General features: G+C 61.4%; 23 protein-coding genes. 19 read left to right on the top strand and 4 right to left on the bottom strand.

Annotation, left to right across the window (positions count from 1 at the left end):
- Window positions 1-54 precede the first annotated feature (54 nt).
- The 3 genes from ETW24_RS17000 (at window position 55) to rlmH (ending at window position 2511) form a co-directional block, all read left to right on the top strand.
- A complete protein-coding gene (locus ETW24_RS17000; protein WP_129372155.1) occupies window positions 55-1431 on the top strand; it encodes a mechanosensitive ion channel family protein in 1377 nt (458 codons plus the stop codon).
- Between the two features lie 167 nt (window positions 1432-1598).
- Entirely contained in the window at window positions 1599-1979 is a 381-nt protein-coding gene (rsfS, locus tag ETW24_RS16995; protein ID WP_129372154.1) for a ribosome silencing factor, read from the top strand.
- 61 nt (window positions 1980-2040) lie between these two features.
- On the top strand, window positions 2041-2511 hold the full coding sequence (gene rlmH, locus ETW24_RS16990; RefSeq protein ID WP_129372153.1) for a 23S rRNA (pseudouridine(1915)-N(3))-methyltransferase RlmH: 471 nt from the start codon (window positions 2041-2043) through the stop codon (window positions 2509-2511).
- A 38-nt stretch (window positions 2512-2549) separates the two neighbouring features.
- Here the strand turns inward: rlmH and ETW24_RS16985 are convergent, their stop codons facing one another.
- Together ETW24_RS16985 and ETW24_RS16980 are read right to left on the bottom strand one after the other, a co-directional pair.
- Window positions 2550-2906 carry a hypothetical protein gene (locus ETW24_RS16985; protein ID WP_129372152.1) on the bottom strand — a complete coding sequence of 119 codons (357 nt, stop codon included), beginning with the start codon at window positions 2904-2906 and terminating at the stop codon, window positions 2550-2552.
- Between the two features lie 36 nt (window positions 2907-2942).
- Window positions 2943-3665, bottom strand: coding sequence for a DUF599 domain-containing protein (locus ETW24_RS16980; RefSeq protein ID WP_129372151.1), 723 nt, complete (start codon window positions 3663-3665; stop codon window positions 2943-2945).
- Window positions 3666-3758: 93 nt separating this feature from the next.
- On the opposite strand from ETW24_RS16980, the gene ETW24_RS16975 reads away from it, so the two are divergent.
- The 7 genes from ETW24_RS16975 (at window position 3759) to ETW24_RS16945 (ending at window position 10579) form a co-directional block, all read left to right on the top strand.
- Entirely contained in the window at window positions 3759-5207 is a 1449-nt protein-coding gene (locus tag ETW24_RS16975) for an FAD-linked oxidase C-terminal domain-containing protein (RefSeq protein ID WP_129372150.1), read from the top strand.
- A gap of 40 nt (window positions 5208-5247) precedes the next feature.
- Window positions 5248-6354 (top strand): FAD-binding protein, encoded by a 1107-nt coding sequence (locus ETW24_RS16970; RefSeq protein ID WP_129372149.1) that lies wholly within the window; start codon window positions 5248-5250, stop codon window positions 6352-6354.
- A gap of 4 nt (window positions 6355-6358) precedes the next feature.
- The gene (gene glcF / locus ETW24_RS16965) at window positions 6359-7681 is read left to right on the top strand and encodes a glycolate oxidase subunit GlcF (protein ID WP_129372148.1); all 1323 of its coding nucleotides are present in this window, start codon (window positions 6359-6361) and stop codon (window positions 7679-7681) included.
- A 150-nt stretch (window positions 7682-7831) separates the two neighbouring features.
- The gene (locus ETW24_RS16960; RefSeq protein WP_254695758.1) at window positions 7832-8590 is read left to right on the top strand and encodes a trypsin-like serine peptidase; all 759 of its coding nucleotides are present in this window, start codon (window positions 7832-7834) and stop codon (window positions 8588-8590) included.
- A gap of 14 nt (window positions 8591-8604) precedes the next feature.
- Window positions 8605-9402 carry a trypsin-like serine peptidase gene (locus tag ETW24_RS16955; RefSeq protein ID WP_441328123.1) on the top strand — a complete coding sequence of 266 codons (798 nt, stop codon included), beginning with the start codon at window positions 8605-8607 and terminating at the stop codon, window positions 9400-9402.
- 133 nt (window positions 9403-9535) lie between these two features.
- Window positions 9536-10000 carry an Hsp20 family protein gene (locus ETW24_RS16950; protein ID WP_129372145.1) on the top strand — a complete coding sequence of 155 codons (465 nt, stop codon included), beginning with the start codon at window positions 9536-9538 and terminating at the stop codon, window positions 9998-10000.
- Between the two features lie 180 nt (window positions 10001-10180).
- Complete coding sequence (locus ETW24_RS16945; RefSeq protein ID WP_129372144.1) at window positions 10181-10579, top strand: globin domain-containing protein; 399 nt, start codon at window positions 10181-10183, stop codon at window positions 10577-10579.
- A gap of 34 nt (window positions 10580-10613) precedes the next feature.
- On the opposite strand, the gene ETW24_RS16940 is transcribed toward ETW24_RS16945, so the two are convergent.
- Window positions 10614-12086: an NAD-dependent succinate-semialdehyde dehydrogenase gene (locus tag ETW24_RS16940; RefSeq protein WP_129372143.1), complete on the bottom strand. Its 1473-nt coding sequence runs from the start codon at window positions 12084-12086 to the stop codon at window positions 10614-10616.
- A gap of 196 nt (window positions 12087-12282) precedes the next feature.
- Between ETW24_RS16940 and ETW24_RS16935 the strand changes: the two genes are divergently transcribed.
- Window positions 12283-13068 (top strand): alpha/beta hydrolase, encoded by a 786-nt coding sequence (locus ETW24_RS16935; protein ID WP_129372142.1) that lies wholly within the window; start codon window positions 12283-12285, stop codon window positions 13066-13068.
- A 211-nt stretch (window positions 13069-13279) separates the two neighbouring features.
- Window positions 13280-14488, top strand: coding sequence for an aminopeptidase P family protein (locus tag ETW24_RS16930; RefSeq protein ID WP_129372141.1), 1209 nt, complete (start codon window positions 13280-13282; stop codon window positions 14486-14488).
- Window positions 14489-14588: 100 nt separating this feature from the next.
- Here the strand turns inward: ETW24_RS16930 and ETW24_RS16925 are convergent, their stop codons facing one another.
- Complete coding sequence (locus ETW24_RS16925; protein ID WP_237456027.1) at window positions 14589-15077, bottom strand: GlcG/HbpS family heme-binding protein; 489 nt, start codon at window positions 15075-15077, stop codon at window positions 14589-14591.
- An 86-nt stretch (window positions 15078-15163) separates the two neighbouring features.
- Between ETW24_RS16925 and ETW24_RS16920 the strand changes: the two genes are divergently transcribed.
- The 7 genes from ETW24_RS16920 (at window position 15164) to ETW24_RS16890 (ending at window position 23020) form a co-directional block, all read left to right on the top strand.
- Window positions 15164-15799 (top strand): Crp/Fnr family transcriptional regulator, encoded by a 636-nt coding sequence (locus tag ETW24_RS16920; RefSeq protein ID WP_129372139.1) that lies wholly within the window; start codon window positions 15164-15166, stop codon window positions 15797-15799.
- 230 nt (window positions 15800-16029) lie between these two features.
- Window positions 16030-16770, top strand: coding sequence for a CDP-alcohol phosphatidyltransferase family protein (locus ETW24_RS16915; RefSeq protein WP_129372138.1), 741 nt, complete (start codon window positions 16030-16032; stop codon window positions 16768-16770).
- A 25-nt stretch (window positions 16771-16795) separates the two neighbouring features.
- A complete protein-coding gene (locus ETW24_RS16910; protein ID WP_129372137.1) occupies window positions 16796-17419 on the top strand; it encodes a class I SAM-dependent methyltransferase in 624 nt (207 codons plus the stop codon).
- Window positions 17420-17590: 171 nt separating this feature from the next.
- Complete coding sequence (locus ETW24_RS16905; protein ID WP_129372136.1) at window positions 17591-18673, top strand: hypothetical protein; 1083 nt, start codon at window positions 17591-17593, stop codon at window positions 18671-18673.
- A gap of 421 nt (window positions 18674-19094) precedes the next feature.
- Window positions 19095-20216 (top strand): hypothetical protein, encoded by a 1122-nt coding sequence (locus ETW24_RS16900; protein WP_129372135.1) that lies wholly within the window; start codon window positions 19095-19097, stop codon window positions 20214-20216.
- A 105-nt stretch (window positions 20217-20321) separates the two neighbouring features.
- The gene (locus tag ETW24_RS16895; RefSeq protein ID WP_129372134.1) at window positions 20322-22259 is read left to right on the top strand and encodes an AAA family ATPase; all 1938 of its coding nucleotides are present in this window, start codon (window positions 20322-20324) and stop codon (window positions 22257-22259) included.
- The gene (locus ETW24_RS16890; RefSeq protein WP_205877292.1) at window positions 22256-23020 is read left to right on the top strand and encodes a hypothetical protein; all 765 of its coding nucleotides are present in this window, start codon (window positions 22256-22258) and stop codon (window positions 23018-23020) included. Before ETW24_RS16895 ends, ETW24_RS16890 begins: the two co-directional genes overlap by 4 nt.
- The last annotated feature ends 87 nt before the right edge of the window (window positions 23021-23107 follow it).

Here is a 23107-nt window from a genome sequence, read left to right as displayed (position 1 = left end):
TGTTCTTGATCAAAGCATTCAGGAGCGGCACACTGGCGGGAAAAAGGGGGCGTGATGGAGCCGGAAGAGCAGACCCTGCCAAAGGATGCAATCGCGGAAAGCACCGCCGACGCGCTGGAATTCGGGCAGCAGATCTGGGACTTGCTGATGCAGGGCGGCGAGCTTCTGCTAAGGCCCTGGAACGCCTATCAGGTTGGCATAGCGCTGGCGGTGTACGTTCTGGCTGCCCTGATCGCCAAGCCGTTGGGCAGCGCGTTCCATGACTGGCTGCGCGGGCGCGAGGGCTGGCCGCGCTGGCGGATGCGGGTGGGGCTGGTGCTGCACAAACGGATCCGCGGCATCCTGTTTGTGCTGCTGATCTGGCTGGTGGTGCTGATCATGCAGGAGGCGACCTGGCCCAGCCGCTCGCGGCTGCTGGAGCTGATCGGCAACCTGTCGCTGGCCTGGCTGATTGTCTCATTTGCGACCAGACTGGTCGGCAATCCCTTGCTGCGGAACCTGGTGAAATACGGCGCCTGGACCTGGATCACCCTGCGTATTCTGGGCATCACCCAAGAGGCAATTCATCTGCTGGACGGCGTCGCCATCGAATTCGGCGACCTTAGGATCTCGCTCTATCTGGTGGTTCAGGCGGCGGTCATTCTTGGCGTCATGCTGACGCTGGCGCGGGTGATTTCATCGGTGGCGGCCAACCGTATCCGCGGCAACGCCGATATCTCCCCGTCAATGCAGGTGCTGGGCGCCAAGATGGCGCAGATCCTGCTGTTCGGCGGTGCGTTCTTCATTGGCCTTAAGGCCATCGGCATCGACCTGACCGGGCTGGCAGTGCTGTCCGGCGCCATTGGTGTGGGTCTTGGTTTCGGCCTGCAAAAAGTGGTGTCGAATCTGGTGTCGGGTCTCATCATCCTGTTGGACAAGTCGATCAAGCCGGGCGATGTGATCAGTCTCGGAGACACCTTCGGCTGGATCAACGCGCTGGGTGCGCGCTATGTCTCGGTCGTGACCCGCGATGGCCGGGAATACCTGATTCCTAATGAGGACCTGATCACCTCGCAGGTGGTGAACTGGTCGCATTCCGATAAATTCGTGCGGCTGGATCTGACGTTCGGCACCGGTTACGGCGACGACCCGCACAAGGTGCGCAAGATCGCAATACAGGCGGCCTTGGGAGTGAACAGAGTGCTGAGCGCAGGCGGCAAAAAGCCGGTCTGCCATATCACCGGTTTTGGCGACAGCAGCGTTGATTATGTTCTCAGAATCTGGATCGACGATCCCACTGGCGGCCTCACCAATATCCGCGGCAATGTCTATCTGGCGCTGTGGGATGCGTTCCAGGCCGAAGATATCTCGATCCCCTTCCCGCAGCGGGAAGTGCGGATGCTGAACGACCCGCTGCCGGTCAGGGTTGCACCTGCCGGAAATGAGGGATAAAGCACAGGGCTTGCATCGCCGGAGCGGGGTTTCATTGAAAATTCACCATCTGGTTGCTACATTATTAATAGGCCCGGCGCCGGGGCTTGGCGGCGCGTTGCAAGGAGGACTCTGTCCTGTCACCCGTACCTCAAGCGGCGGATGCCGCTGTCAATGGGGCAGCCGTGATGGCTTCCCAGTCCCAGCCCACCAGCGAACAGCTGCTGGAGCGGATTCTCTCCTCACTCAGCGATGACAAAGCCGAAGATGTGGTGCAGATCGACCTGCGCGGCAAGACGGCGATCGGCGATTACATGGTGCTGGCCTCGGGCCGTTCCACCCGCCAGGTTGCCGCCATGGCTGAAAAGCTGACCGACCGGCTCAAACAGGAATACCAGCTTGGCTGCAAGGTCGAAGGCAAGGATACCGGCGACTGGGTGCTGATCGACACCGGTGATGTGATTGTCCATATCTTCCGCCCGGAAGTGCGCGAGTTTTATCAGCTCGAGAAGATGTGGATGCCCACAGGCACTGCGGCAGCCCCGTCAACCCCGGCTGCCGAGGGCTGATCCAAGGCTGATTTGATGCAGGCCCGCGCCTGGGTGCGGGCCGGATTGCTTTTGGAATTTCATGCGACTGCATATCTGTGCGGCCGGCCGGTTGCGGGCTGGCCCTGAAAAATCCCTCATCGACGACTATATTGCCCGGTTCGACCGGACCGGCCGCGCGCTGGGCCTGGGGCCTGCTCGGGTGGTTGAGATTGAGGACAAGAAGAATGGCGGCATGGCGGCTGAGGCAGCATTGCTGCGCAAGGCCCTGCCCAAGGGCGCGGTGATCTGCACCCTGGACGAGCGCGGCAAGGTGATCTCCTCCCCGGATTTTGCGGACAGGCTGGCAGGCTGGCGCGACAGTGGCCGTCAGGACCTGGCGCTGATTATCGGCGGGGCAGACGGGATTGATCCCGGCTTGCGGGCCGAGGCCGATTTCTCGATCTCCTTTGGCAAGATGGTCTGGCCGCATATGCTGGTGCGGGTGATGCTGGCCGAACAGATCTACCGCGCCGCAACCATTCTGGCGGGCAGCCCGTACCATAGGGTCTGAATGCGCCTGCGGCGCGAGTATTTTCAGAAAGTTGAAGATCAGGGCAGGGTGAGGGCGTATGTGTCCTGGCTCCACCCGTCCACCAGGCAGCGGGCCTGAATTTGAACTTGGGTAGTGCGATCCGGGATCTGCACACCGCTGAGAGACCGGGTAAAAGGCTGTTCGTGTTCATGCGGATGCGCCAGCACGCGCAGGCCCAGCTCCTTGCCCGCCATGTCCAGCACCCGCCAGCCGTCGGCATAGTGATCCCAGCCGGTATCGGGGTGGGAAAGAGTGACGCTGACCGTCCAGCCGCCGCCGGATTGACGGGCGGTTGCATTTTCGATCACCGGCTCTTCCGCAAGGGCAGGAATCGCGATGGAGCAGAGTACGAAGACGGCAAGGGTCTGTTTCATGGCGCTACCTTAGCCGCGCACCCGGAAGAGGTGCAGTCACGAAACTGTGTCCCCTTTGCTGATTGGCGGGATGCGCAGCAGGATTGTGCGGGAGTGCGAGGCAAATTCCCGCCGGTACAGCACCGCAAAGGTGATCACCGCGGCGCCTGCCAGCGGCAGCGCGCCCGCCAGCCAGGCCACGGCAGCCAGCGCAAAATACGTCGCCCGCATGCCGCGGTTGAAGCTGCGCGCGGCGGTGATGCTGATTTCGGCGGCCTGCGCGGCGCGGGGGTAGGCAAGCGGATCCTTGCGGTCATTCGGCACTGCGGCCATCAGCACCGCGCAATAGCCGAACAGCCGGTGCGACCAGACAAATTTCAAAAACGCATTTGATAGAAACAGCAGCACCACCAGGATCTTAACCTCCCAGACAAAGGCCGGGGCGCTGTCCTGGATCAGGTCTTCGGCCACTCCGGCCAGCTGCTCGGTATTGCCGATCAGGGCCAGCCCGCCGCCAATCGCTATCATCGCGGCAGAGGCAAAGAAGGCCGTGGCCTGGCGCAGGTTGCCCGCCAGCTGCGCATCAAAGATCCGCGGATCGCGTTCGACCATCTGTTTCATCCAGTCGCGCCGGAAATCCGCCATCAGCCAGGACACCGAGGGCCGTCCCGCAGGCGGGTTCTCGATCCGCCAGCCGATCCACAGCCAGCCTGCAATCAGCAGGGCGAGAGCGGCAAGGTCGAACAGGGAGAATTGCGCAAGGCGGGTGGTCCAGATCATGGCCCGACACTAGGGGGCTGATCCTGGCGCGGCAATCCGTCTCTTGCCAGGTGGTGTAATTGGTAATATTAGTTTACCAAATAGGAGAGCGCCATGGAGATGCCATCCCCGAACCCCGCCATTCTGGCCCGCAAGGCGCGGCTTGCCGAGCGGTTGCTGGCTGTGCTGCCTGATGATGCGGTGATCCAGGACGCGGCAGAGACACGCGTTTATGAATGCGACGCGCTGACGGCCTATAAATGCCCGCCGCTGCTGGCGGTGCTGCCGCGGAGCACGCAGGAGGTCTCGGACATTCTGCGGATCTGCCACGCGGAAGGCGTGCCGGTGGTCCCGCGCGGTGCTGGCACGTCGCTGGCGGGCGGGGCGCTGCCGACGGCGGATTGCGTCATCCTTGGCGTGGCGCGGATGAACGGGGTTCTGGAAACCGATTACGGCAACCGCATCATCCGGGTTCAGACCGGGCGCACCAACCTGAGTGTTTCCGGCGCGGTGGAGGAGGAGGACTTCTTCTATGCGCCCGACCCGTCCTCGCAGCTGGCCTGTGCCATTGCCGGTAATATCGCAATGAACTCGGGCGGGGCGCATTGCCTTAAGTATGGCGTGACGACGAACAACCTGCTGGGCGTCACCATGGTGATGATGGACGGCACCGTGGTGGAGATCGGCGGAGCGCATCTGGATGCAGGCGGGCTGGATCTCCTGGGTGTGATTTGCGGCAGCGAAGGCCAGCTGGGCGTGGTGACAGAGGCCACCCTGCGGATCCTGCGCAAGCCCGAAGGCGCGCGGCCGGTGCTGATCGGCTATGACAGCAATGAGGTGGCCGGTGCCTGTGTCTCGGACATCATCAAGGCGGGTGTCTTGCCGGTGGCGATCGAATTCATGGACCGCCCCTGTATCGAGGCCTGCGAGGCCTTTGCCAAGGCCGGTTACCCGATGTGCGAAGCGCTGCTGATCGTCGAGGTCGAGGGCAGTCCCGAGGAAATTGATCACCAGCTGGGGCTGATAATTGAAATCGCCCGGTCCCACAATCCGGTAGAGCTGCGCGAGGCCGGCGATGCGGAAGAGGCCGGCCGGATCTGGCTGGGCCGCAAATCGGCCTTTGGCGCGATGGGGCAGATCAACGACTACATGTGTCTCGATGGCACTATCCCGGTGTCCTCGCTGCCGTTTGTGCTGCGTCGCATTGCTGAGATGAGCCGGGAGTTCGGATTGGATGTGGCGAATGTGTTCCATGCCGGGGACGGCAACATGCACCCGCTGATCCTGTTTGATGCCAACAAGCCCGGCGATCTGGAAACCTGCGAGGCTTTCGGGGCAGAGATCCTGAAGCTCTGTGTCGAGGCCGGCGGCTGTTTGACCGGTGAGCACGGGGTCGGGATCGAAAAACGCGATCTGATGCTGCATCAGTACACGGCGGCGGACCTTGAGGCGCAGTTGAAGGTCAAGGATGTGTTCGACCCGAAGTGGCTGCTCAATCCGGCCAAGGTGTTTCCGCTATCGGTGAGCGAGGGCCGCCGGGCGGCGGCATGGGCGGCTGAATGATTGGGGCTTTGCCCCAAACCCCAGAGTATTTTTTGGAAAGATGAAGATGCTGACACCTCAGAGCGAGGCCGAACTGGCCGAAATGCTAGCAGGAGCAAGCGGACCGCTGTGCGTCCAGGGCGGCGGCACCCGCGGGCTGGCCATTGACGGCGAAAGGCTGAGTACCAGAGGCCTGTCCGGCGTGGAGCTTTATGAGCCCGGCGCGCTGACGCTTGTGGTCCGGGCGGGCACGCCGGTGGCTGAGGTCGAGGCACTGCTGACCGCGGAAAATCAGCAGCTGGCGTTTGAGCCGATGGATCATCGCGGGCTGCTGGGCACCGAGGGCGAGCCGACCATTGGCGGGGTGATTGCCGCAGGCGTCTCCGGTCCCCGCCGCATCCAGGCGGGGGCGGCGCGGGACCACTTGCTGGGAGTGCGCTTTGTGGATGGTTCCGGCCAAGCGGTGAAGAACGGCGGCCGGGTGATGAAGAATGTCACCGGCTATGATCTGGTGAAACTGATGTGCGGCGCCCATGGCACCCTGGGAGTGCTGAGCGAGGTGTCGATGAAGGTGCTGCCGCGCGCCGAGGCGTCGGCAACAGTTGCCATTGAGGGTGCTGATCTGGCTGCCGCGGTGGCGGCGATGTCCGCGGCTTTGGGGTCCCCCTATGACGTGACCGGCGCGGCCTATGATCCGGAGAAGCAAACAGCTTTTGTCCGGGTCGAGGGGTTTGCGGACACAGCGGCCTACCGGTGCCGCAAGCTGGTATCGGAATTGGGTGGCTTTGGCAGTCCGCAGATCGAAAGCGAGGACGCCGGCCTGTGGCAAGGCATCCGCGATGGCGCGGGCTTTCACGGGCGGGCAGGCGATGTTTGGCGGATTTCGGTGAAACCCTCCGATGCCGTTGCGCTGGCGCCGCGGCTGCAGGCCGAGGCGCTGCAGTTCGACTGGGGCGGCGGGCTGATCTGGGCATTGGTGCCTGCGGGCACCGATCTGCGCGCGCGTATCGGCGTGCCGGGCCATGCCACGCTGGTGCGGGCCGGCGCGGACACCCGCAAGCGGCTTGGCGTGTTCCAGCCGCAGCCCGGCCCCCTCGCGGCAATCTCCGAGGGGCTGCGGCGCCGGTTCGACCCGAAGGGACTCCTCAACCCTGGACTGATGGGATAAGCACATGCAGACCACCTTTACCGATGCGCAGCTGCAGGACCCGGGCACCCGGCGCGCCAACGAGATCCTGCGCTCTTGTGTGCATTGCGGCTTTTGCACGGCGACCTGCCCGACATACCAGGTGCTGGGTGATGAGCTCGACAGCCCGCGCGGCCGCATTTACCTGATCAAGGATATGCTGGAGAACGCACGGGTGCCGGACGAAAAGACGGTCAAGCACATCGACCGTTGCCTGTCATGCCTGGCCTGCATGACCACCTGCCCCTCGGGTGTGCATTACATGCATCTGGTGGATCACGCCCGCGCCTATATCGAAAAGCATTATGACCGCCCGTGGAGCGACCGCGCCCTGCGCTGGCTGCTGGCCCGGATCCTGCCTTATCCGGGGCGGTTCCGCCTGGCGCTGTCTGGCGCGAAACTGGCGAAACCTTTGAAGGGGCTGATGCCGGACGCGCGGCTCAGGGCGGTGCTGGATATGGCGCCGGGGCACATCCCGCCGGTCAGCCGCAACGACGATCCGCAAAGCTTTGCCGCTGCTGCAGTCCGCAAGAAACGGGTGGCGCTGATGACCGGCTGCGCGCAAAAGGCGCTGAACACCGATATCAACGACGCCACCATCCGGCTGCTGACCCGGCTGGGTTGCGAGGTGGTGGTGGCCAAAGGCGCGGGCTGCTGCGGCGCGCTGACCCATCACATGGGGCGCGAGGACGAAAGCCACGCCACGGCTGCAAAGAACATCCGCGCCTGGGGTGCGGAGATGGACGGCCATGGGCTGGACGCCATCGTCATCAACACCTCGGGCTGCGGCACCACGGTCAAGGATTACGGCCATATGTTCCGCAATGATCCGCTGGCCGCGGATGCTGCGCGGGTGTCGGAACGCACCATGGATATCTCTGAACTGCTGATGCAGCTGGAGTTCCCTGAGGGTGCGGATAAGGGGCTGACCGTCGCCTACCACGCCGCCTGTTCGCTGCAGCATGGCCAGCAGATCAAGACACACCCCAAGACGCTCTTGAGGCGTGCAGGGTTCACGGTGGTGGAACCCGCAGACAGCCATCTGTGCTGCGGATCGGCCGGCACCTACAACCTGATGCAGCCGGAGATTTCCACCGAACTGAAGGCGCGCAAGGTCAAGACGCTGGAAGCCAAGCAGCCCGATCTGATCGCCGCAGGCAATATCGGCTGCATGATGCAGATCGGTTCCGGCACAGAACTGCCTATTGTGCACACGGTGGAGCTGCTGGACTGGGCAACTGGCGGGCCGCAGCCGCCCGCGCTGACGGCGCCGGGCAAACGCGCGCCGGGGGCGCCGGTCCTGCGTTAAAGCGCGTAAAAGGAATCGGGCTGCATAAACTGCGCATTTGCCCTAATTTTGCCTGAACGGACCCGTAATCTCCCAACCGGTGGATAAGAGGAGAGACATGTGAGGCAATGGATTCTGGCGGTTCTGGCAGCCGTGCTGCCGGCGGCGGCGATGGCGCAGGACAGCCTTTTGCAGCGGATGGACACAATGGATGCGGGCCGCAAATGGGAAGCGGTCGGGCGTCTTGATGTGAACGGCGAGGGGTTTTGCACCGGCGCGCTGATTGCGCCGGATCTGGTGCTGACCGCCGCCCATTGCCTTTATGACAGCCAGACCAAGGCGCGCATCGACCCTGCCACCATCGAATTCCTGGCCGGCTGGCGCAACGGGCGCGCCTCGGCTTACCGCAGCGTGCGGCGGGCGGTTGAACATCCCTCCTATGTCTATGACGGCGAACTGTCGACCGACCGGGTCCGCAACGACATTGCCCTGCTGCAATTGCAGCGCCCGATCCGCAACACCACCGTGACACCCTTTGAAACCGACGAGCGCCCGCGCAAGGGGGCCAGCATCGGTGTGGTTTCTTATGCGCATGACCGGTCCGAGGCACCGTCGCTGCAAGAGGTCTGCGCGGTGATGGCACGCCAGCAAGGGGTGCTGGTGATGTCCTGCGATGTCGATTTCGGCTCCTCCGGCGCGCCGGTATTCTCCTTTGAGGACGGCACCCCGCGGATTGTCTCGGTGATCTCCGCCAAGGCCGAGGTCAGCGGCGAGCGGGTCTCGCTTGGTTCTGCCCTGGCCGAGGAACTGACCCTGCTGCAGGCGCAGCTGACGGGTGTGAATACCCGTGGCCGCCTGCCGCCTGGTGTTGGCCGGGTGAAGGTGGGGGAGGGGCGCAGCTCCTCCGGTGCGAAGTTCATCAGCCAATGAATTGGCGGGCACTGATGCTGGCTGTTGCCACCCTGGCGTACGCTGGGCAGGCAACGGCCCAGGGCGCCGGTCTGCGGCGGCTGACTGACCGCGATGACCTGCTGGGCTGGGAGGCTGTCGGGCGGCTTGAGCTGAACGGCCAGGGCTTTTGCACCGGCACGCTGATTGCACCGGAACTGGTGCTGACCGCAGCGCATTGTGTCTATGACCGCAACAGGAATTTGCGCGCGGCTGAGCAGATCACTTTCCGCGCGGGTTTGCGCGACGGGACTGCCATAGCCGAACGCCGGGGGCTGCAGATCGCCGCGCATCCGGGGTTCAACCCGCGGGGACGGCTTGATTTGAATAACATCCGTCACGACGTGGCGCTGATCCGGTTGACTGCGCCGGTGCTCAGCGGTCAGGCAGATGCTTTTGCACTGCATTCCGGTCGCGAATACGGCAGCGATATCTCTGTCACATCTTATGGGCAGGGCCGCGCCGAGGCGCTGTCGCGGCAACGCCAGTGCAACCTGATGGGGGAAAGCGGTGACGTGCTGATGATCGACTGCAATGTCACTTTCGGCTCTTCCGGGGCGCCGGTGTTTTCGCAAGTAGGCGGGCGCGGGCGGATTTTGGCGCTGATCTCGGGCGGTGGCAAATACCGCGGCAAGCAGGTGGCGTTCGGCATGAAACTGCCGCAGCGGGTGGCGGAACTGAAGGCGCAGCTGCGCCGCAATCCGGTGGCCGCGCCCGACCGGCGGATTAAACGCGTCCGGGTAGGCGGCGGCGCGTCGGCGGGCGGCGCGAAGTTTGTGACCGTGGGCGACTGATCCGCCTCTTGAAGCCGCATTTTGCGTTCCTATCTCAGGTCTATCCGGGCCGCCGCTGATTGGGGCCCGGAAAAGACCAGCCTGTCCCTGCGGGGAAGGCGCCCTGAAATCGCTCATGAATGAGGATGACACTATGCGTACGTTTGATTTTGCACCGCTGCACCGCGCCACCATCGGTTTCGACCAGATCGCCAGCCTGATGGACCGCGCCCTTAGCGCGGATGCCGCCCAGTCCAGCTACCCGCCCTATAATATCGAAAAGACCGACGCCGACAGCTATCGCATTTCGATCGCGGTTGCCGGTTTTGCCGAAGACGATCTGAATGTCGAGGTTAAGGAAAACGCGTTGGTGGTGACCGCCAAAAAGGCCGAGGACGGCGATGACCGCTCCTTCCTGCACCGGGGCATCGCCACCCGCGCCTTTGAGCGCCGTTTCACCTTGGCCGACCACGTCCGCGTGACCGGTGCCAGCCATGAAAACGGTATGCTGCATATCGATCTGCACCGCGAAGTGCCCGAGGCGCTGAAACCGCGCCGGATCGAAATCTCCTCCTCCCGCCCGAACCGCGCCGAGATCGAGGCCACGGCGGTCAACTGATCCCGCGATCAAGGTTCGAGTGCTTCAGCCCCCTGGTTCTGCCAGGGGGTTTTTTCGTTTCACCGGGTTGTCCCCGCGGGGACAGCTGCGGGTTATGGTTGCGGGCGTAAATGTTTCTTTAGGTATTGGGAGGCAGGATCGGAGGCAGAGTGATTGGTGCCGCAGCGCAAAGGCGGATTGATGAACCCTCAGGAAATCCAGCATGTTCAGCAAAGCTTTGCCGGGATCTTTGCTCGCAAGGCGGATCTGGCTGAACGTTTTTATGTGCATCTGTTCACCCGCCTGCCAGAAGCACGCGGCATGTTCCGTGGAAATTTTGTGAAGCAGAAGGCAATGCTGACAGCGATGATTGCCGCCTGCGTGCGCAATCTGGACGATCCGCGCACATTGGAAGACCTGGGCGCGCAGCTGCTTCAGGCGCATGCGCATCTGCAGCTTGGCGCGCGGGAGAGCGAGGCGGCAAAGCGGGCGCTGATTGCCGCTTTGCGCGATGTTTTAGGCCCGGCGCTGGACACAAAGACGGAAACCGCCTGGGCCAGCGCCATCAGTCAGGTGGCCGGGACGCTGACCCGGCACTGACACGATACTGCCCTGGTGCTGACCGCCAGCCGGGTCAGACTGCCATGCAGATGTATTTCATCTCCAGGTAATCCTCGATGCCGTGGTGGCTGCCTTCGCGGCCCAGGCCCGATTGCTTTACGCCGCCGAACGGGGCCACCTCGGTGGAAATGATGCCGGTGTTCACACCCACAATCCCGTATTCCAGCGCCTCGGCGACCTTGTACACGCGGCTGAGATCCTTGGCATAGAAATAGGATGCCAGGCCAAAGATCGTGTCATTGGCCATCGCGATCACCTCGTCCTCGTCCTCAAACTTGAACAGCGGAGCGAGCGGGCCAAAGGTTTCATCCGTGGCAAATGCCATGTCTCGGGTTGCGCCCTTGACGATGGTCGGCTGAAAGAAGCTGCCGCCCAGTTCCGACGGGTTGCCGCCCAGGATCACTTCGCCGCCTTTGGCGGTGGCGTCGGCAATATGCTCCTGCACCTTCTCAACCGCTTCCTTGTTTATCAGCGGGCCGAAATGGATGCCGTCGTTAAGGCCGTCGCCGACGTTCATCTTCTCGACCGCGGCTTTCAGCTTCTCCGCAAAAGCATCGTAAACGCCGGCCTGCACATAGATCCGGTTGGCGCAGACGCAGGTCTGGCCGTTGTTGCGGAACTTGCACATGATGGCGCCTTCGACTGCGGCGTCCAGATCTGCGTCGTCAAACACGATGAACGGGGCATTGCCGCCCAGCTCCATCGAGCATTTCATCACGGTGTCCGCTGCCTGGCGCATCAGGATGCGGCCAACCTCAGTCGAGCCGGTGAAGGTCAGCTTGCGCACGGCGTCGTTCTCGCAGAACTCCTTGCCGATCTCCGAGGCGCGCGACGACGGCACGACGTTGAACACGCCCGCCGGAATGCCTGCGCGATCCGCCAGCACCGCCAGAACGGTGGCCGACAGCGGGGTTTCGGCGGCGGGGCGGGCGACAAAGGCACAGCCTGCGGCCAGCGCCGGACCTGCCTTGCGGGTGATCATCGCATTGGGGAAGTTCCACGGCGTGATCGAGGCGGCCACACCGATCGGCTGCTTCAGCACGGTGATCCGTTTGTCGCGCTGATGGCCGGGAATGGTCTCGCCGTAGATCCGCTTGGCCTCTTCCGCGAAAAACTCAATGAATGACGCGCCATAGGCGATCTCGCCGCGGGATTCCGCCAGCGGCTTGCCCATCTCGGCGGTCAGGATCACCGCCAGGTCTTCCTGGTTTTCCATCATCAGGTCGTACCACTTGCGCAAGCAGTTGGCGCGTTCCTTGCCGGTCCATTTGGCCCAGTCTTTTTGCGCGGCTTCGGCCTGGGCGATGGCGCCTGCCACCTGGGCGCGGCTGATATCGGCCATCTGCGCAATCACGTCGCCGCGGGCAGGATTTTTCACGTCAAAGGTGCTTTCGCCTTCAGCGAATTGACCGCCGATATAGCCGCGGGTTTCCAGCAGGCTGGGATCTTTGAGCAGGGATTTCAGGTCTGTGGTTGCGTCGAGCATTGCGGGCCTCCCGGATGTTTTGTCGCTGGAATGCAAATCAGCTGTGCTTAAATAAGTCCAGAATCATCGATGAGTCCAGAATTTGATCAAATCCGCCGCCGCGCGGTGCAGCTGGAGTTTTTCAGACGGGCAATTTGACATGTCCTGTGTCAGACTGTCAGGTAGCCGCAAAGAATAAAAACAGGGGAGATCGGGCATGGAATTGGATGATGCCTATGCCAACGGGGCATATATCGAAAATGCGGACAGCTACCCGCCGCGCTGGGCGGCCTCGGCTGAGGATTTCCGCAACAGCCTGCATGAGCGCGCCCGGCTGGACCTCCCCTATGGCGAGGGCGCGCGGCAGCGGTTCGACCTGTTCCTGCCGGAAGGAACGCCCAAGGGGGTCTTTGTCTTTGTCCATGGCGGGTATTGGCTGGCCTTCGACAAAAGCACTTGGTCGCATCTGGCCCGTGGTGCGATGGCGCATGGCTGGGCGGTTGCGATGCCGTCGTATGATCTGTGCCCCGAGGTGCGGATTGCGGATATCACCCGGCAGATTGCTGCGGCGGTGACCCGGATTGCGGAAGAGGTTGCGGGGCCGATTGCGCTGGCGGGCCATTCGGCGGGCGGCCATCTGGTGGCGCGGATGCTGGACCGCGCGCTGCTGCCGGCAGATGTGGGTGCGCGGATCAAGACGGTGATTCCGATTTCGCCGTTGTCGGATTTACGCCCCTTGCTGCGCACCACGATGAACCAGAAGTTCCAGATGGATTCCGCGGCTGCGATTGCCGAAAGCCCGGTGGACATGCAGGACCGCTACCCCGCAGACGTGACGGTCTGGGTCGGCGGCGAGGAACGCCCGGCGTTTCTGGATCAGGCGGTCTGGCTGGTGGAGGCCTGGGAGGCTGATCACGTTATCGCCTTTGGCAAGCATCATTTCAATGTGATCGAGCCGCTGGCGGACCCGGAAAGCGATCTGGTGATGCTGATCGTGAATTGAGACCTCTTGTCCGGCCGGCTGGCCGGACAAGTAGGCCAGGCAAGGATGCGGCAGGCGGCAGGCAAGATTTCACTTGCCAGAATCCCGTTTCCGCCGCATCTTCTGCGCAAGGGCCAGGCGATGGCGTCGCCGCATGGAATACATGCCGCCCCCAGCATTCCAAAACCGTCCTGAACGCCGGGACCTTTCTTGTAAGAAGGAAGGGTCTGATATGACTTCACGTCCTGAAATGTACCGTTTTCACAATGGTGAAAAAGCACCGCTGCAATTTGCCGTCTCGGAATACGAGGCACGCATTGCCGGCCTGCGCAAGATCATGGCTGAGACCGGCGTGACTGCCGCAGTCTTCACCTCGATGCACAACATCTCGTATTATTCGGGCTTCACCTACTGCGCCTTTGGCCGCCCTTATGGCATGGTGGTGACAGCCTCCGAGGCGGTGACCATTTCGGCCGGCATCGACGCGGGCCAGCCCTGGCGCCGGTCGTTCTGCGACAACATCACCTATACCGATTGGCAGCGCGACAACTTCTGGCGTGCAATCAAGTCGGTCAGCGGCGCGGGCGCGGTTGTCGGTTTTGAAAGCGATCACCTGACCTTGATGCAGAAGGCCAAGCTGGAGAGCTTCCTGGAGCCGTCCAGCCTGGTTGATCTGTACCACCCCACCATGGTTCAGCGGATGGGTAAATCCGCCGCCGAACTGGACATGATCCGTGCCGGTGCCGCGGTGGCAGACGTCGGCGGCTTTGCAATCCGTGACGCAGTCAAGGAAGGCGCGCGCGAGATTGATGTGGCGATGGCCGGCCGGGACGCGATGGAGCTGGAGATTGCCAAGCGGTTTCCGGATGCCGAATACCGTGACAGCTGGGTCTGGTTCCAGTCCGGCATCAATACCGACGGCGCCCACAACCCGGTGACGGGGCGTACCCTGCAGCGCGGCGATATCCTGTCGCTGAACACCTTCCCGATGATCTCGGGCTATTACACCGCGCTGGAGCGGACCATGTTCGTCAAGGAAGTGGACGCCGAGAGCCTGCGCATCTGGGAGGCCAATGTGGCGGCCCATGAACTGGGCATCTCGCTGCTGAAGCCGGGTGCAAGCTGTGCGGAAATCACCCATCAGATCAACGCCTTCTTTGAAGAGCAGGATCTGTTGCAGTACCGCACCTTCGGCTATGGCCACTCCTTTGGCGTGCTGTCCCACTACTATGGCCGCGAGGCCGGGCTGGAGCTGCGCGAGGACATCGATACGGTGCTGGAGCCGGGCATGGTGATCTCAATGGAGCCGATGCTGACAATCGCCGACGGCCAGCCGGGGGCCGGCGGCTACCGCGAGCACGACATCCTGATCATCCATGAGGACGGCAACGAGAACATCACCAAATACCCCTATGGGCCGGAGTTCAACGTCGTCGGCTGAGGCGGGCAGAATGCGAAAAAAGCAGGGGGTGCATGTGTGCCCCCCCTGTGCACCGGCGAGGAGAGCCAGTCTGGTTGAGTGAGGGATTTAAAGCGGCCTGTCAGCCGTCTTTGCTGTCCAGAACTTTTGCGATTGCGGCTTCACCGCAGGCCTCTTCAATGTTCGGGTCCGGCGCACCCGAAAGACCGATCGCGCCGATCAAACTGCCCTCGTGGAACAGCGGCAGGCCTCCGGTGAGCAGCAGGATGTCGTCTTCCATTTTCCCCAACTGGCTGAAACCGTCCGCCTGCGGCGCCATATTGAGAACTGAAGTAGGAATTTTCAGGGACGCGGATGTGTAGGCCTTCCGGAAGCTGGTATGAATGGTGTTTGCACCAGTGCCTTCACCCCGGAAAAAATAGAGCAGCCGTCCTTGGTCATTCACGACCGATACCGATACCGATGTCTCTTTTGCGCGGCAATCTGCAAGCGCTTCTTTGGCGATTGCTTCGGCAATTTCGGTTGTCAGAGCCGGGCGGTTCGGAATTTCAACCGCTGCGGCGGTAGAAGCTGCGAGTAAACCGGCCGCAGCCGCGCCGAAGAGTACCATTTTCATCTATTTGAATCCCTTGTAGCAGATGCTGCGGACACTACGTGTAAAGCCGGAATGAAAAGACAATCTGGGTTGTTTTCCCGATGAAAAATGTGAACTTCCGGAATTGGCTTGACCATTGCTCTGACGAAACCAGGCAGGCGGTGCATGGCAAGGCACGGGGGAGGTGCATCCCCAAAGACGGCTTGGTTCACGAAATCGCTGATCCTGCGCAGGAGCTGTACTTTATTGAAACTGGAACGGTACGGTTCGGGGCGACACACGAGGGCGGCAAACAGCTGATCGTCCGCGACCTTGATGCAGGGGACTGGTTTGGTTTCATCGGGTGCCTTGGGTCCGGTCAGAGGCCGAATGCGGCCTATGCAGTAACGGAGACCCGGTTGCAGGTGGTCGGTTGGAAGGACATCGAGGAAATAGGTCAGGCAGATCCAAGCTTATGGCAGGCGATTGCAGCTGTCCTGGCCGGGCTTGCTGGTCATTTTTATAAGAGTTACGAGAATACGGTTTTTCTCTCGCTGGAACAAAGACTGAAAACCACGCTGCAACAGATTTCCATTTGGCAGAACTCGCGAAAGCTGCAAATCAGCCAGGAGGAACTGGCTGCCATCTTGGGCGTGACCAAAGAAGCTGTGGGCCTTCATCTGAACGGCTTGAAGGCCAAAGGCCAAGTGCAGCTGGGATACAGGAGCATTCACTTGCTGGAGAAGACTGGACCTTAGCCGGATGGCAGCGCGTCAGGCTAACGCCGCATATAGTGGGCCCGGCAGACGCGGGGCGCCTGAATGAAAAGAATGTAGCTTGGTCTCCGGGCAAATGGCCTTTTGGCACGGACGTTGCGCCGGGGCGGGTCTTGGGGCATATGTTCCGCCACTGCATCGCCAGCCTATATGTTACCCTCTTGCAGACGGTGCACGCACGTGCGCCCCGCGAGGAAGAAAGAGCCACCGCCATGTATGACGCCCCGGAAAAGAAGAAATCGGAATTTGCGCTGATCCAGCTGATGCCGAACATGATGACCATTGGCGCCATCTGCGCTGGCTTGACGGCGATCCGCTTTGCGGTGTTCGGAAATTACACCCTGGCGGTGATGATGATCATCCTGGCGGCGATTCTGGACGGTCTTGACGGGCGGCTTGCCCGCGCCCTGCACAGCGAAAGCAAGATGGGCGCCGAGCTGGACTCGCTGGCGGATTTTCTGAACTTCGGCGTCGCGACACCGCTGGTGATCTATTTCTGGGCCTTGCAGGACGTGCGCGGCGCCGGGTGGATTTCGGTTCTCGTGTTTTCTGTTTGCTGCGTGGTGCGGCTGGCGCGGTTCAATGTCAGCACCAAATCCGAGGAGGCGCCAAAGGGGCGCAGCGGCTATTTCGACGGCATCCCGTCGCCCGCCGGCGCACTGCTGGCATTGCTGCCGATGTTTGTCGCCTTTGCCTTTGACGGCAAGGTGCTGCTGCCGGAGCTGCTGATCTGCCTGCATATGGTGGTGATCGGATTGGCAATGATCAGCCACATTCAGACCTGGTCGCCAAAGGCGGTTAAAATCTCCCGCGAGAATGTTAAGTATCTGCTCGTTGGCTTTGCCTTCATGGCTGCGGCATTACTGACCTATGCATGGACGGTGCTGGTTGTGCTATGCCTTGGCTACGTAGTGATGGTGATTTGGGGGCTGGTTTCAAAGCCAAAGGACTAGCCCGTGACGTCCGGGGAGGGACGAATTGGATATCAAGGCAGTTGAAGAATCTTACGCGCGCTGGGCGCCGGTCTACGACAAGACCTTTGGCGCGGTGACGCGCTCGGGCCGCCGCCGTGCGGCCCGCTATATCAACACCCGTCAGGGCAGCGTGCTGGAGGTTGGCGTCGGCACCGGGCTGTCGCTGAAGCATTACGCACCGCATCTGCAGGTGACTGGCATTGATTTCAGCCATGACATGCTGAAGAAGGCGCAAAGAAAGGTGCAGGAGCTGGGCCTGAACCAGGTCAAGCAGCTGCGCCAGATGGATGCGCGGTGCTTGGACTTTCCGGACAATTCCTTTGACACGGTGGCAGCGATGCATGTGCTTTCGGTGGTGCCGGATCCTGAACAAGTGATGCGCGAGATAACGCGCGTCCTGAAACCCGGCGGCGAGGTGGTGATCACCAACCACTTCAAAAGCGGCAAGGGGGTGCGGGCGTCGCTGGAGAAACTCTCGGCGCCGCTGGCCAATGTGATCGGCTGGCATTCGGATTTTGCGCTGGAGACGGTGCTGCAGGAGGACCGGTTGAGCATCAAGCAGCAAGAAAGCATTCCGCCCTTCGGGATGATGACTTTTCTGGTTCTGGGCAAGCAGCAAACCATGTGAAACGGCGCAATTCAGCGAAGCGGCCCCGGAGTGTTCTCCGGGGCTTTTCTTTGTGCGGCCTCTCTGCAACAGTGCGTTTGAACCAGGCGGAATTGCACCGCCTCAGGGGATGTAAATGCTTTTTACATGCCTATATCCGGATCATGAATTTGAGGGGAAGGAACGGATACTATGAGTGTTTCCCAATTTGAGAAGATGGTGGCGGAGAGCCAGGAAAAGGTCCGGGAGTCCCAGGCCAAGATCGGGGCGCTGACCTCGCGCATTGAGACCGCGCGCAACAAGATCGAGGCGGGCGAGGATGCCAGCATCGACATCGAGAACGCGACGCTGGAGGATGTGCACGCCCACACCGACGTGATGAACGCCAATATCGCCGAACTGATTATGGGGCTGGACGATGTGACGGCGGCGTTCTCGAAAGATTTTGACGAGATGCGGGGCAAGACCGGCTGGGAGAGCTTTGTCGGCTTCTTCAGCAGCGGCAAATCGGATTCGATGCGCCAGGAGCGGATGCGCACCGCCAATATTGATGACAAGCTGCAGGATCTGATTGCCAAATCCGATGTGATCGTGAAGCTGCTGGAGGGACAGCTGGCGACGCTGGAAGAGCAGCGCGAAAAGGTCCAGGCGAACCTGACGGCCACCCTGGACGACCGCGAATTCACGGTGCAGGAGCTGGAAGCCGTACGGGCCGGGATCGTGGCGCTGGACCCGCAGATCATCGCGCTGGAGAACAAGATATCGGTCGAGCAGGACGCCGCCGCCCGCACCAAGCTGGAGACCGAGCTGGCCGATCTGAATGCCAAATACAATGCGATGGTGCAGGAGGAGCAGGTCAAGCTTGCCAAGTCCCAGACGCTGGAGCGCTACATCGAGAAGGGCAAGACCTGGGTCGACAGCTTGCAGAACCAGGCGGCAACGCAGATGGTGCTGATCAACAAGCTGCAGACGGACACGGCGCAGCGGGTGGTGCTGTATGACGCGCTGACCAAATCGTTGAAGACCGCACAACAGCAGGACGTGGCGCACCGGATCAACGAGATCGGCGTGCAGACCGACAAGGAAGCCCAGACCGCAATGGCGGCAATCGGCACCGCGACCAACCAGAAGATGGCCGACATGCTGGAAAGCCACGAGGACAACATGGTGTTCGCCCGCGACGTGCTGGAGAAGAAGGCCAAGGCTGATGAACGCTTTGCCCGCCGGTTCGCCGCGATTGTCGAGAAGCACGACAAGAACCTGTATGGGGGGTGAGACGGTTGCGTTTTCCTTTGTTGCAAAACCCGAAGAGCTGGCGTGACTGGTGGTTGGACTTCTGCTGCCTCGCTCTGCTTTTGATGGTGCTTGGTGTATTTACCTCCCTTTCCAAAGCCATACTCATTGCGGCGGGAGTAGGCAGTATGATCGGCACAGCACTTCATCTGCGGTCGCGCTTGAAGAAAGCCCAAAGTGAGAATCCCCTTGAGGGGGCTGGGTGATTTTTCCGCGCTGCGGAAAGAACTTGGGAAAGCCGGAGCAAGATGGCGCCATTGAATTTGAGAAATGAAACGGGACAGCTCCCGGCCGCGGATGGGGGCGTAGTGCCCGCCGTTTTGCCGGAGGCAAACCTGCGGTTTGGAGAGGGCGGCCGGGCGCTGTCAGTGCCGCAAGCGGCACGTCCGGAAAGGGGCGAGGTATGACCGATCCCGCCAAGGACCACGCAGGCCTTGCCGATACCTTCGCCTCGCGCCGGTATTTCAAAAAGTTCGACACCATCATCCGGCATCTCACGCGGGTGGCGGCGGCGATGCAGGCGGAGGGGCGGCTCAGCAAGTCCGATGTGAAGGTGCTGACCGGCTACCTGATGCGGCTCAATTTCACCTTCCGCGCGCTCTCGATGAAATACCTGATGGCGGGGCGGGACACGGGCAGGTTCTTTGGCAGCCTGGCGATGGACAAGCGCGACAGCGGTTTTCCGGTCGCGGCCGAACTGATGACTATGGCCAATGACGCCCAGCAGGCAGAGCGGCATCTGGGCAATATGGCCAGCGAGGAGCAGCTCAAAGACGACATGGTCCGCACCGTCATCGCTGACCGCACGGTGCCGTCAAAGCTGCAATTCGCCCTGTCGCAGCGGCTCTATTATCAGGAGCTGCTGAAGGGGCAGCTGTTCTGGACCCAGAACGACCCGGAATGCGAATGGCTGGAAAACCTTGGCCCGCGCCGCCGGCGCTTTCTGCTGCATTGGGCCGCCTATGACAGCCAGGTGAACTTGCCGGTGATCTACCTGATGGAGCTGGAAGACAGCGGCAAGGTGGCCTTGCCCAAGGATGAGCGGCGCTGGCCCGAGGTGCAGGCGCATCTGATGGCGCAGGCGCTGGCGGGCCTGAAGCTGGTGACCATTGCCAAGGGGTTTGACGAGGATTTCGACGATCTGCATCCCAAGCAACTGCGACGCTATCACGTGGGGCCGATGTATTCCTCGGCCTATACCGAGCAGTCAGGCCCGTTGCACCAAGTGCTGGAGGAGGCAGAGGCGCCCGCGGGCCAGGACTGGGCGCTGGCCTGGACGCTGGAAGAGCTGGAAAGCGAAGAGGTGCGTGAAGAGCGCTCCGGCTGGTTCGGCACCGTGGAGCGGGAGATTTTTGCGCTCGATCCCTTTGGCGGGCGTGGTGCGGATACCGGGGCGACACGCACCCAGCGGGCCATTATCCTGCCGCAGCGTCCGTTCCAGGTGCTGGCAGAGCTGGACCCGCCGGGGTTTGGGGATGTGCAGAAGTTTGTGGTGAGCGAGGCGGGGCAAGTTTTACGGTATTGAACGCCTGCGCGTATTGCGAGGGCAGGAGCCTCCGGCGGGAGTATTTTGGGAAAGATGAAAAGCGGGCCGGATTTAAGGCTGCGCGCTGCGGATTGAGAGGGTGAGATGAGCATTTCAGGCAATCAGATGGAGCTGCGGGAAGAAGATATCCGCAAGCATTACGCCGCTGCGGCGGCGCTGCTGGAGGGGTTTGACCACACCCCGCGCATTGCCAAGCCGCAGGCAGAGGGCAAGGCGCCGGAGCGGTCGGCAGGGATTGGCACGCGGCGCCGCTTCCGCTCGACCACGCCGGGGCTGGTGACGCGCTCCACCGCGCGGCCCGAAGGGGTGCATCTGATTGCCCGCATCGAGGCTGCGGATGAGGAGGATCCGCTGACCTCGCCGCTGCAGGCGACCTTGCAGCATGCCTTGCGCCGGGCGCTGGCGATCTCATTGGCGATGGGGGAGGCTTATGCGGATGTGTCCGGTCTGGGTGAACTGAAACGGGCCAATCTGGCGGGGTCCTTGGACGCGGCCCGCAAAGGTGAGTTCACCGAGCTGCTGGCGGCGGAGGCGCTGGTATCGGCGCATGTGTTTGCCAATGCCGTGGCGTTTCTGCTGGCGCCGCACGGGTCCGAAGCGCAGGCTGAGGTGGGCGAGGCGGAGGAACTGCTAACGGATAATGCGCCGCTTGCCCTGCACGGGGCGCTGTGGGAACTGGACCAGAAACTGGCGCTGCATGGCACTGATGATGCGCATCTGATTGCGGCTGCGGCAGCTTATGCCGAGCAGCTGCTGGAGAAGGCTGCTTTGCGGGCGCAGAATGCAAGCCGGCTGGAAGCCTTCACGTCCGCCGCCTGGAGGGTTGAGGCGGATGACCTGACCATCAGCGGCTTTGACGCCGCGGCCAAGGCGAAATCCACCACCCTGACCATGGCGTTCAAGAAGCCGCATGAGGTGGTCGGCAACCATATCGCCAAATATCAGGCGCTACGGCTGTCGAAGATGCTGATGGCCTATGACTTTGACCGCCGATTGAACCCGTTTGCCGAGATGGGCGGATTCATCTTTACCTTCATGGGCGATGGCAAGCCGGGCACCGGTAAGACAACCCTGATCCAGATGATGGCGGGGCTGATGCATGATTATTGCCAGAATGCAGGCTATGCCTTCCGCTATCAGAATTTCGGCATCGACAATATCGACAGCTATCAGGGTAAATCGGGCCAGAACGCCAAATCGTTCATTCAGAACGTGATCGACCCCGGCGTCATCGGCTTTGGCACCATCGACGACATTGACCAGATCGCAGGAAAACGCGGCGACCGGCAGTCCAGCGCAGGCCAGCAGGAGGTAACGGCGGTGTTCATGGAGGCCTTTGCCGGCGCCAATACCGTGGTGCGGGGCAATTGCACCTTTGGCATGTTCTCCAACTATCCGGAGAATGTGGACGACGCGCTGCGCCAGCGGGCGGGCGCACGGTTCCTGGTGGATGGGCCGCAGACGCGGGAGGATTACATCGACATCCTGACGCTCTTGATGGGCAAGAACCATGCGATCCCGCTGGGGGAGCATGATCTGTACGGTGCGCAGGAAATCAGGAAGGCGGTCGCGCGGTCCTTCGAGGCCTACAACCGCCCGCAGGAACCGGGACTGGCAGAGGTCTTTGGCCGGGTGCAGGATCAGCTCGGAGAGCTGGATGATCTGGCCAAGCTCGGCACCTATCTGAAGGCGATCCAAGCCGCGGATGAACGCTTCACCGGGCGGGCGATCAAGAACATCACCGATGCGGTCAAGGTCCGGGCGATGGATTTCGAGCTGCCGGATGAATGGATGGAGAACCCGGAGCTGTTCCTGTTCAAGGATTACGAGACCAAATCCGCGATGATTGCGGAGCTGCGGGTGCCGATCACGGTCGACATGGTGGTGCAGGAGATCAACCGCTACGCCGACAGCGAGTTCCGCTATGCCGACAAGTCGGATGAGGTGGCAATCGAGAATATGGTGCGCGACTTCGGGCGGCAGGAAGAGGCCAAACGGCGGTATCTGGAGGGGAAGGGGTGAGTAGTACGAAAAATGTACGCCGGGTACGGAAATTGGATATACCCAAGAGTAGTATTCAGAACCTCCCCGAGGAAACGATTGCAGTCTTGGCGGCTTTGAGCTTCGCTATCAGCGAGGTTAACGCTTTATGGCGGATGTACGATAGTTGTAAATTCAGGACGACTGGGAACGAGGATGTTGATTCAGCCATTTCTATTCAGCAGAATTTGGTTCTTCGCATCTGGTCAGCAAAAATCTTTGAACTGTCGGATGAATTAGACGTCAAAATCGAAGATGTAGCTCTGAAGGACTTTCTGACGAAGGCAAAAGAAAAATTGCTTGAAGGCGGGGGTGTTGCCCTGAAGTCCATCGTCAGGAATTTTAGACATGAAACTACCAACCACCTTAATGTTAGCCACATCAAGAAAAAGCACTTAGGGCATGTTTCTACGGCAGCATCCACAAGTTTTTACTTCGACGAACGAGACGCAAATTCGTACTTTCCTTTTGGTGAAGAAGTGGTTTTCGCTGGATGTTTCAACCGAACGGTCGGCAGCAGGCCGAAGGGGGAGCGCTTGCCAGCTTTTGCGGACTGGGTCTCATGGATTTTGAGAGCATCAAAGGCACTGATGCCCTTGTTCGATGAGTTTTTGCAGGAGTTTGTATTCAAAGGCCGTGAGCAACCGAGTTGGCAGTGGATTGAACTTGAACTCAGACCAGGAATGATTGCAGGAGCGGGGGAACAGAAGGTTCCTCTAATAATTGTGGAGGAGGCGATCTGAAACCGTTTGGTGCAAATCATAGGCCGTTCGGCTCCGCGGCGAAGCCGCGACGCGCCCGACCCGCCCCCCAGGGCGGGCGCATCGCTA

The sequence above is a fragment of the Leisingera sp. NJS204 genome, from assembly GCF_004123675.1.
GTDB lineage: Bacteria > Pseudomonadota > Alphaproteobacteria > Rhodobacterales > Rhodobacteraceae > Leisingera.
This window is presented reverse-complemented; position numbering and strand designations above follow the sequence as displayed.

Excerpts from the sequence above, each read along its gene's own strand:
- ETW24_RS16970 (WP_129372149.1), top strand. The coding sequence starts at position 5,248 with ATGAAGATGCTGACACCTCAGAGCGAGGCCGAACTGGCCGAAATGCTA.
- ETW24_RS16960 (WP_254695758.1), top strand. The coding sequence starts at position 7,832 with ATGGCGCAGGACAGCCTTTTGCAGCGGATGGACACAATGGATGCGGGC.
- ETW24_RS16925 (WP_237456027.1), bottom strand. The coding sequence starts at position 15,077 with ATGGTACTCTTCGGCGCGGCTGCGGCCGGTTTACTCGCAGCTTCTACC.
- ETW24_RS16975 (WP_129372150.1), top strand. The coding sequence starts at position 3,759 with ATGGAGATGCCATCCCCGAACCCCGCCATTCTGGCCCGCAAGGCGCGG.
- ETW24_RS16945 (WP_129372144.1), top strand. The coding sequence starts at position 10,181 with ATGAACCCTCAGGAAATCCAGCATGTTCAGCAAAGCTTTGCCGGGATC.
- ETW24_RS16930 (WP_129372141.1), top strand. The coding sequence starts at position 13,280 with ATGACTTCACGTCCTGAAATGTACCGTTTTCACAATGGTGAAAAAGCA.
- ETW24_RS16900 (WP_129372135.1), top strand. The coding sequence starts at position 19,095 with ATGACCGATCCCGCCAAGGACCACGCAGGCCTTGCCGATACCTTCGCC.
- ETW24_RS16950 (WP_129372145.1), top strand. The coding sequence starts at position 9,536 with ATGCGTACGTTTGATTTTGCACCGCTGCACCGCGCCACCATCGGTTTC.
- glcF (WP_129372148.1), top strand. The coding sequence starts at position 6,359 with ATGCAGACCACCTTTACCGATGCGCAGCTGCAGGACCCGGGCACCCGG.
- ETW24_RS16985 (WP_129372152.1), bottom strand. The coding sequence starts at position 2,906 with ATGAAACAGACCCTTGCCGTCTTCGTACTCTGCTCCATCGCGATTCCT.
- ETW24_RS16895 (WP_129372134.1), top strand. The coding sequence starts at position 20,322 with ATGAGCATTTCAGGCAATCAGATGGAGCTGCGGGAAGAAGATATCCGC.
- ETW24_RS16905 (WP_129372136.1), top strand. The coding sequence starts at position 17,591 with ATGAGTGTTTCCCAATTTGAGAAGATGGTGGCGGAGAGCCAGGAAAAG.
- ETW24_RS16915 (WP_129372138.1), top strand. The coding sequence starts at position 16,030 with ATGTATGACGCCCCGGAAAAGAAGAAATCGGAATTTGCGCTGATCCAG.
- ETW24_RS16920 (WP_129372139.1), top strand. The coding sequence starts at position 15,164 with ATGAAAAATGTGAACTTCCGGAATTGGCTTGACCATTGCTCTGACGAA.
- ETW24_RS16935 (WP_129372142.1), top strand. The coding sequence starts at position 12,283 with ATGGAATTGGATGATGCCTATGCCAACGGGGCATATATCGAAAATGCG.
- ETW24_RS16955 (WP_441328123.1), top strand. The coding sequence starts at position 8,605 with ATGCTGGCTGTTGCCACCCTGGCGTACGCTGGGCAGGCAACGGCCCAG.
- ETW24_RS17000 (WP_129372155.1), top strand. The coding sequence starts at position 55 with ATGGAGCCGGAAGAGCAGACCCTGCCAAAGGATGCAATCGCGGAAAGC.
- rsfS (WP_129372154.1), top strand. The coding sequence starts at position 1,599 with ATGGCTTCCCAGTCCCAGCCCACCAGCGAACAGCTGCTGGAGCGGATT.
- rlmH (WP_129372153.1), top strand. The coding sequence starts at position 2,041 with ATGCGACTGCATATCTGTGCGGCCGGCCGGTTGCGGGCTGGCCCTGAA.
- ETW24_RS16980 (WP_129372151.1), bottom strand. The coding sequence starts at position 3,665 with ATGATCTGGACCACCCGCCTTGCGCAATTCTCCCTGTTCGACCTTGCC.
- ETW24_RS16940 (WP_129372143.1), bottom strand. The coding sequence starts at position 12,086 with ATGCTCGACGCAACCACAGACCTGAAATCCCTGCTCAAAGATCCCAGC.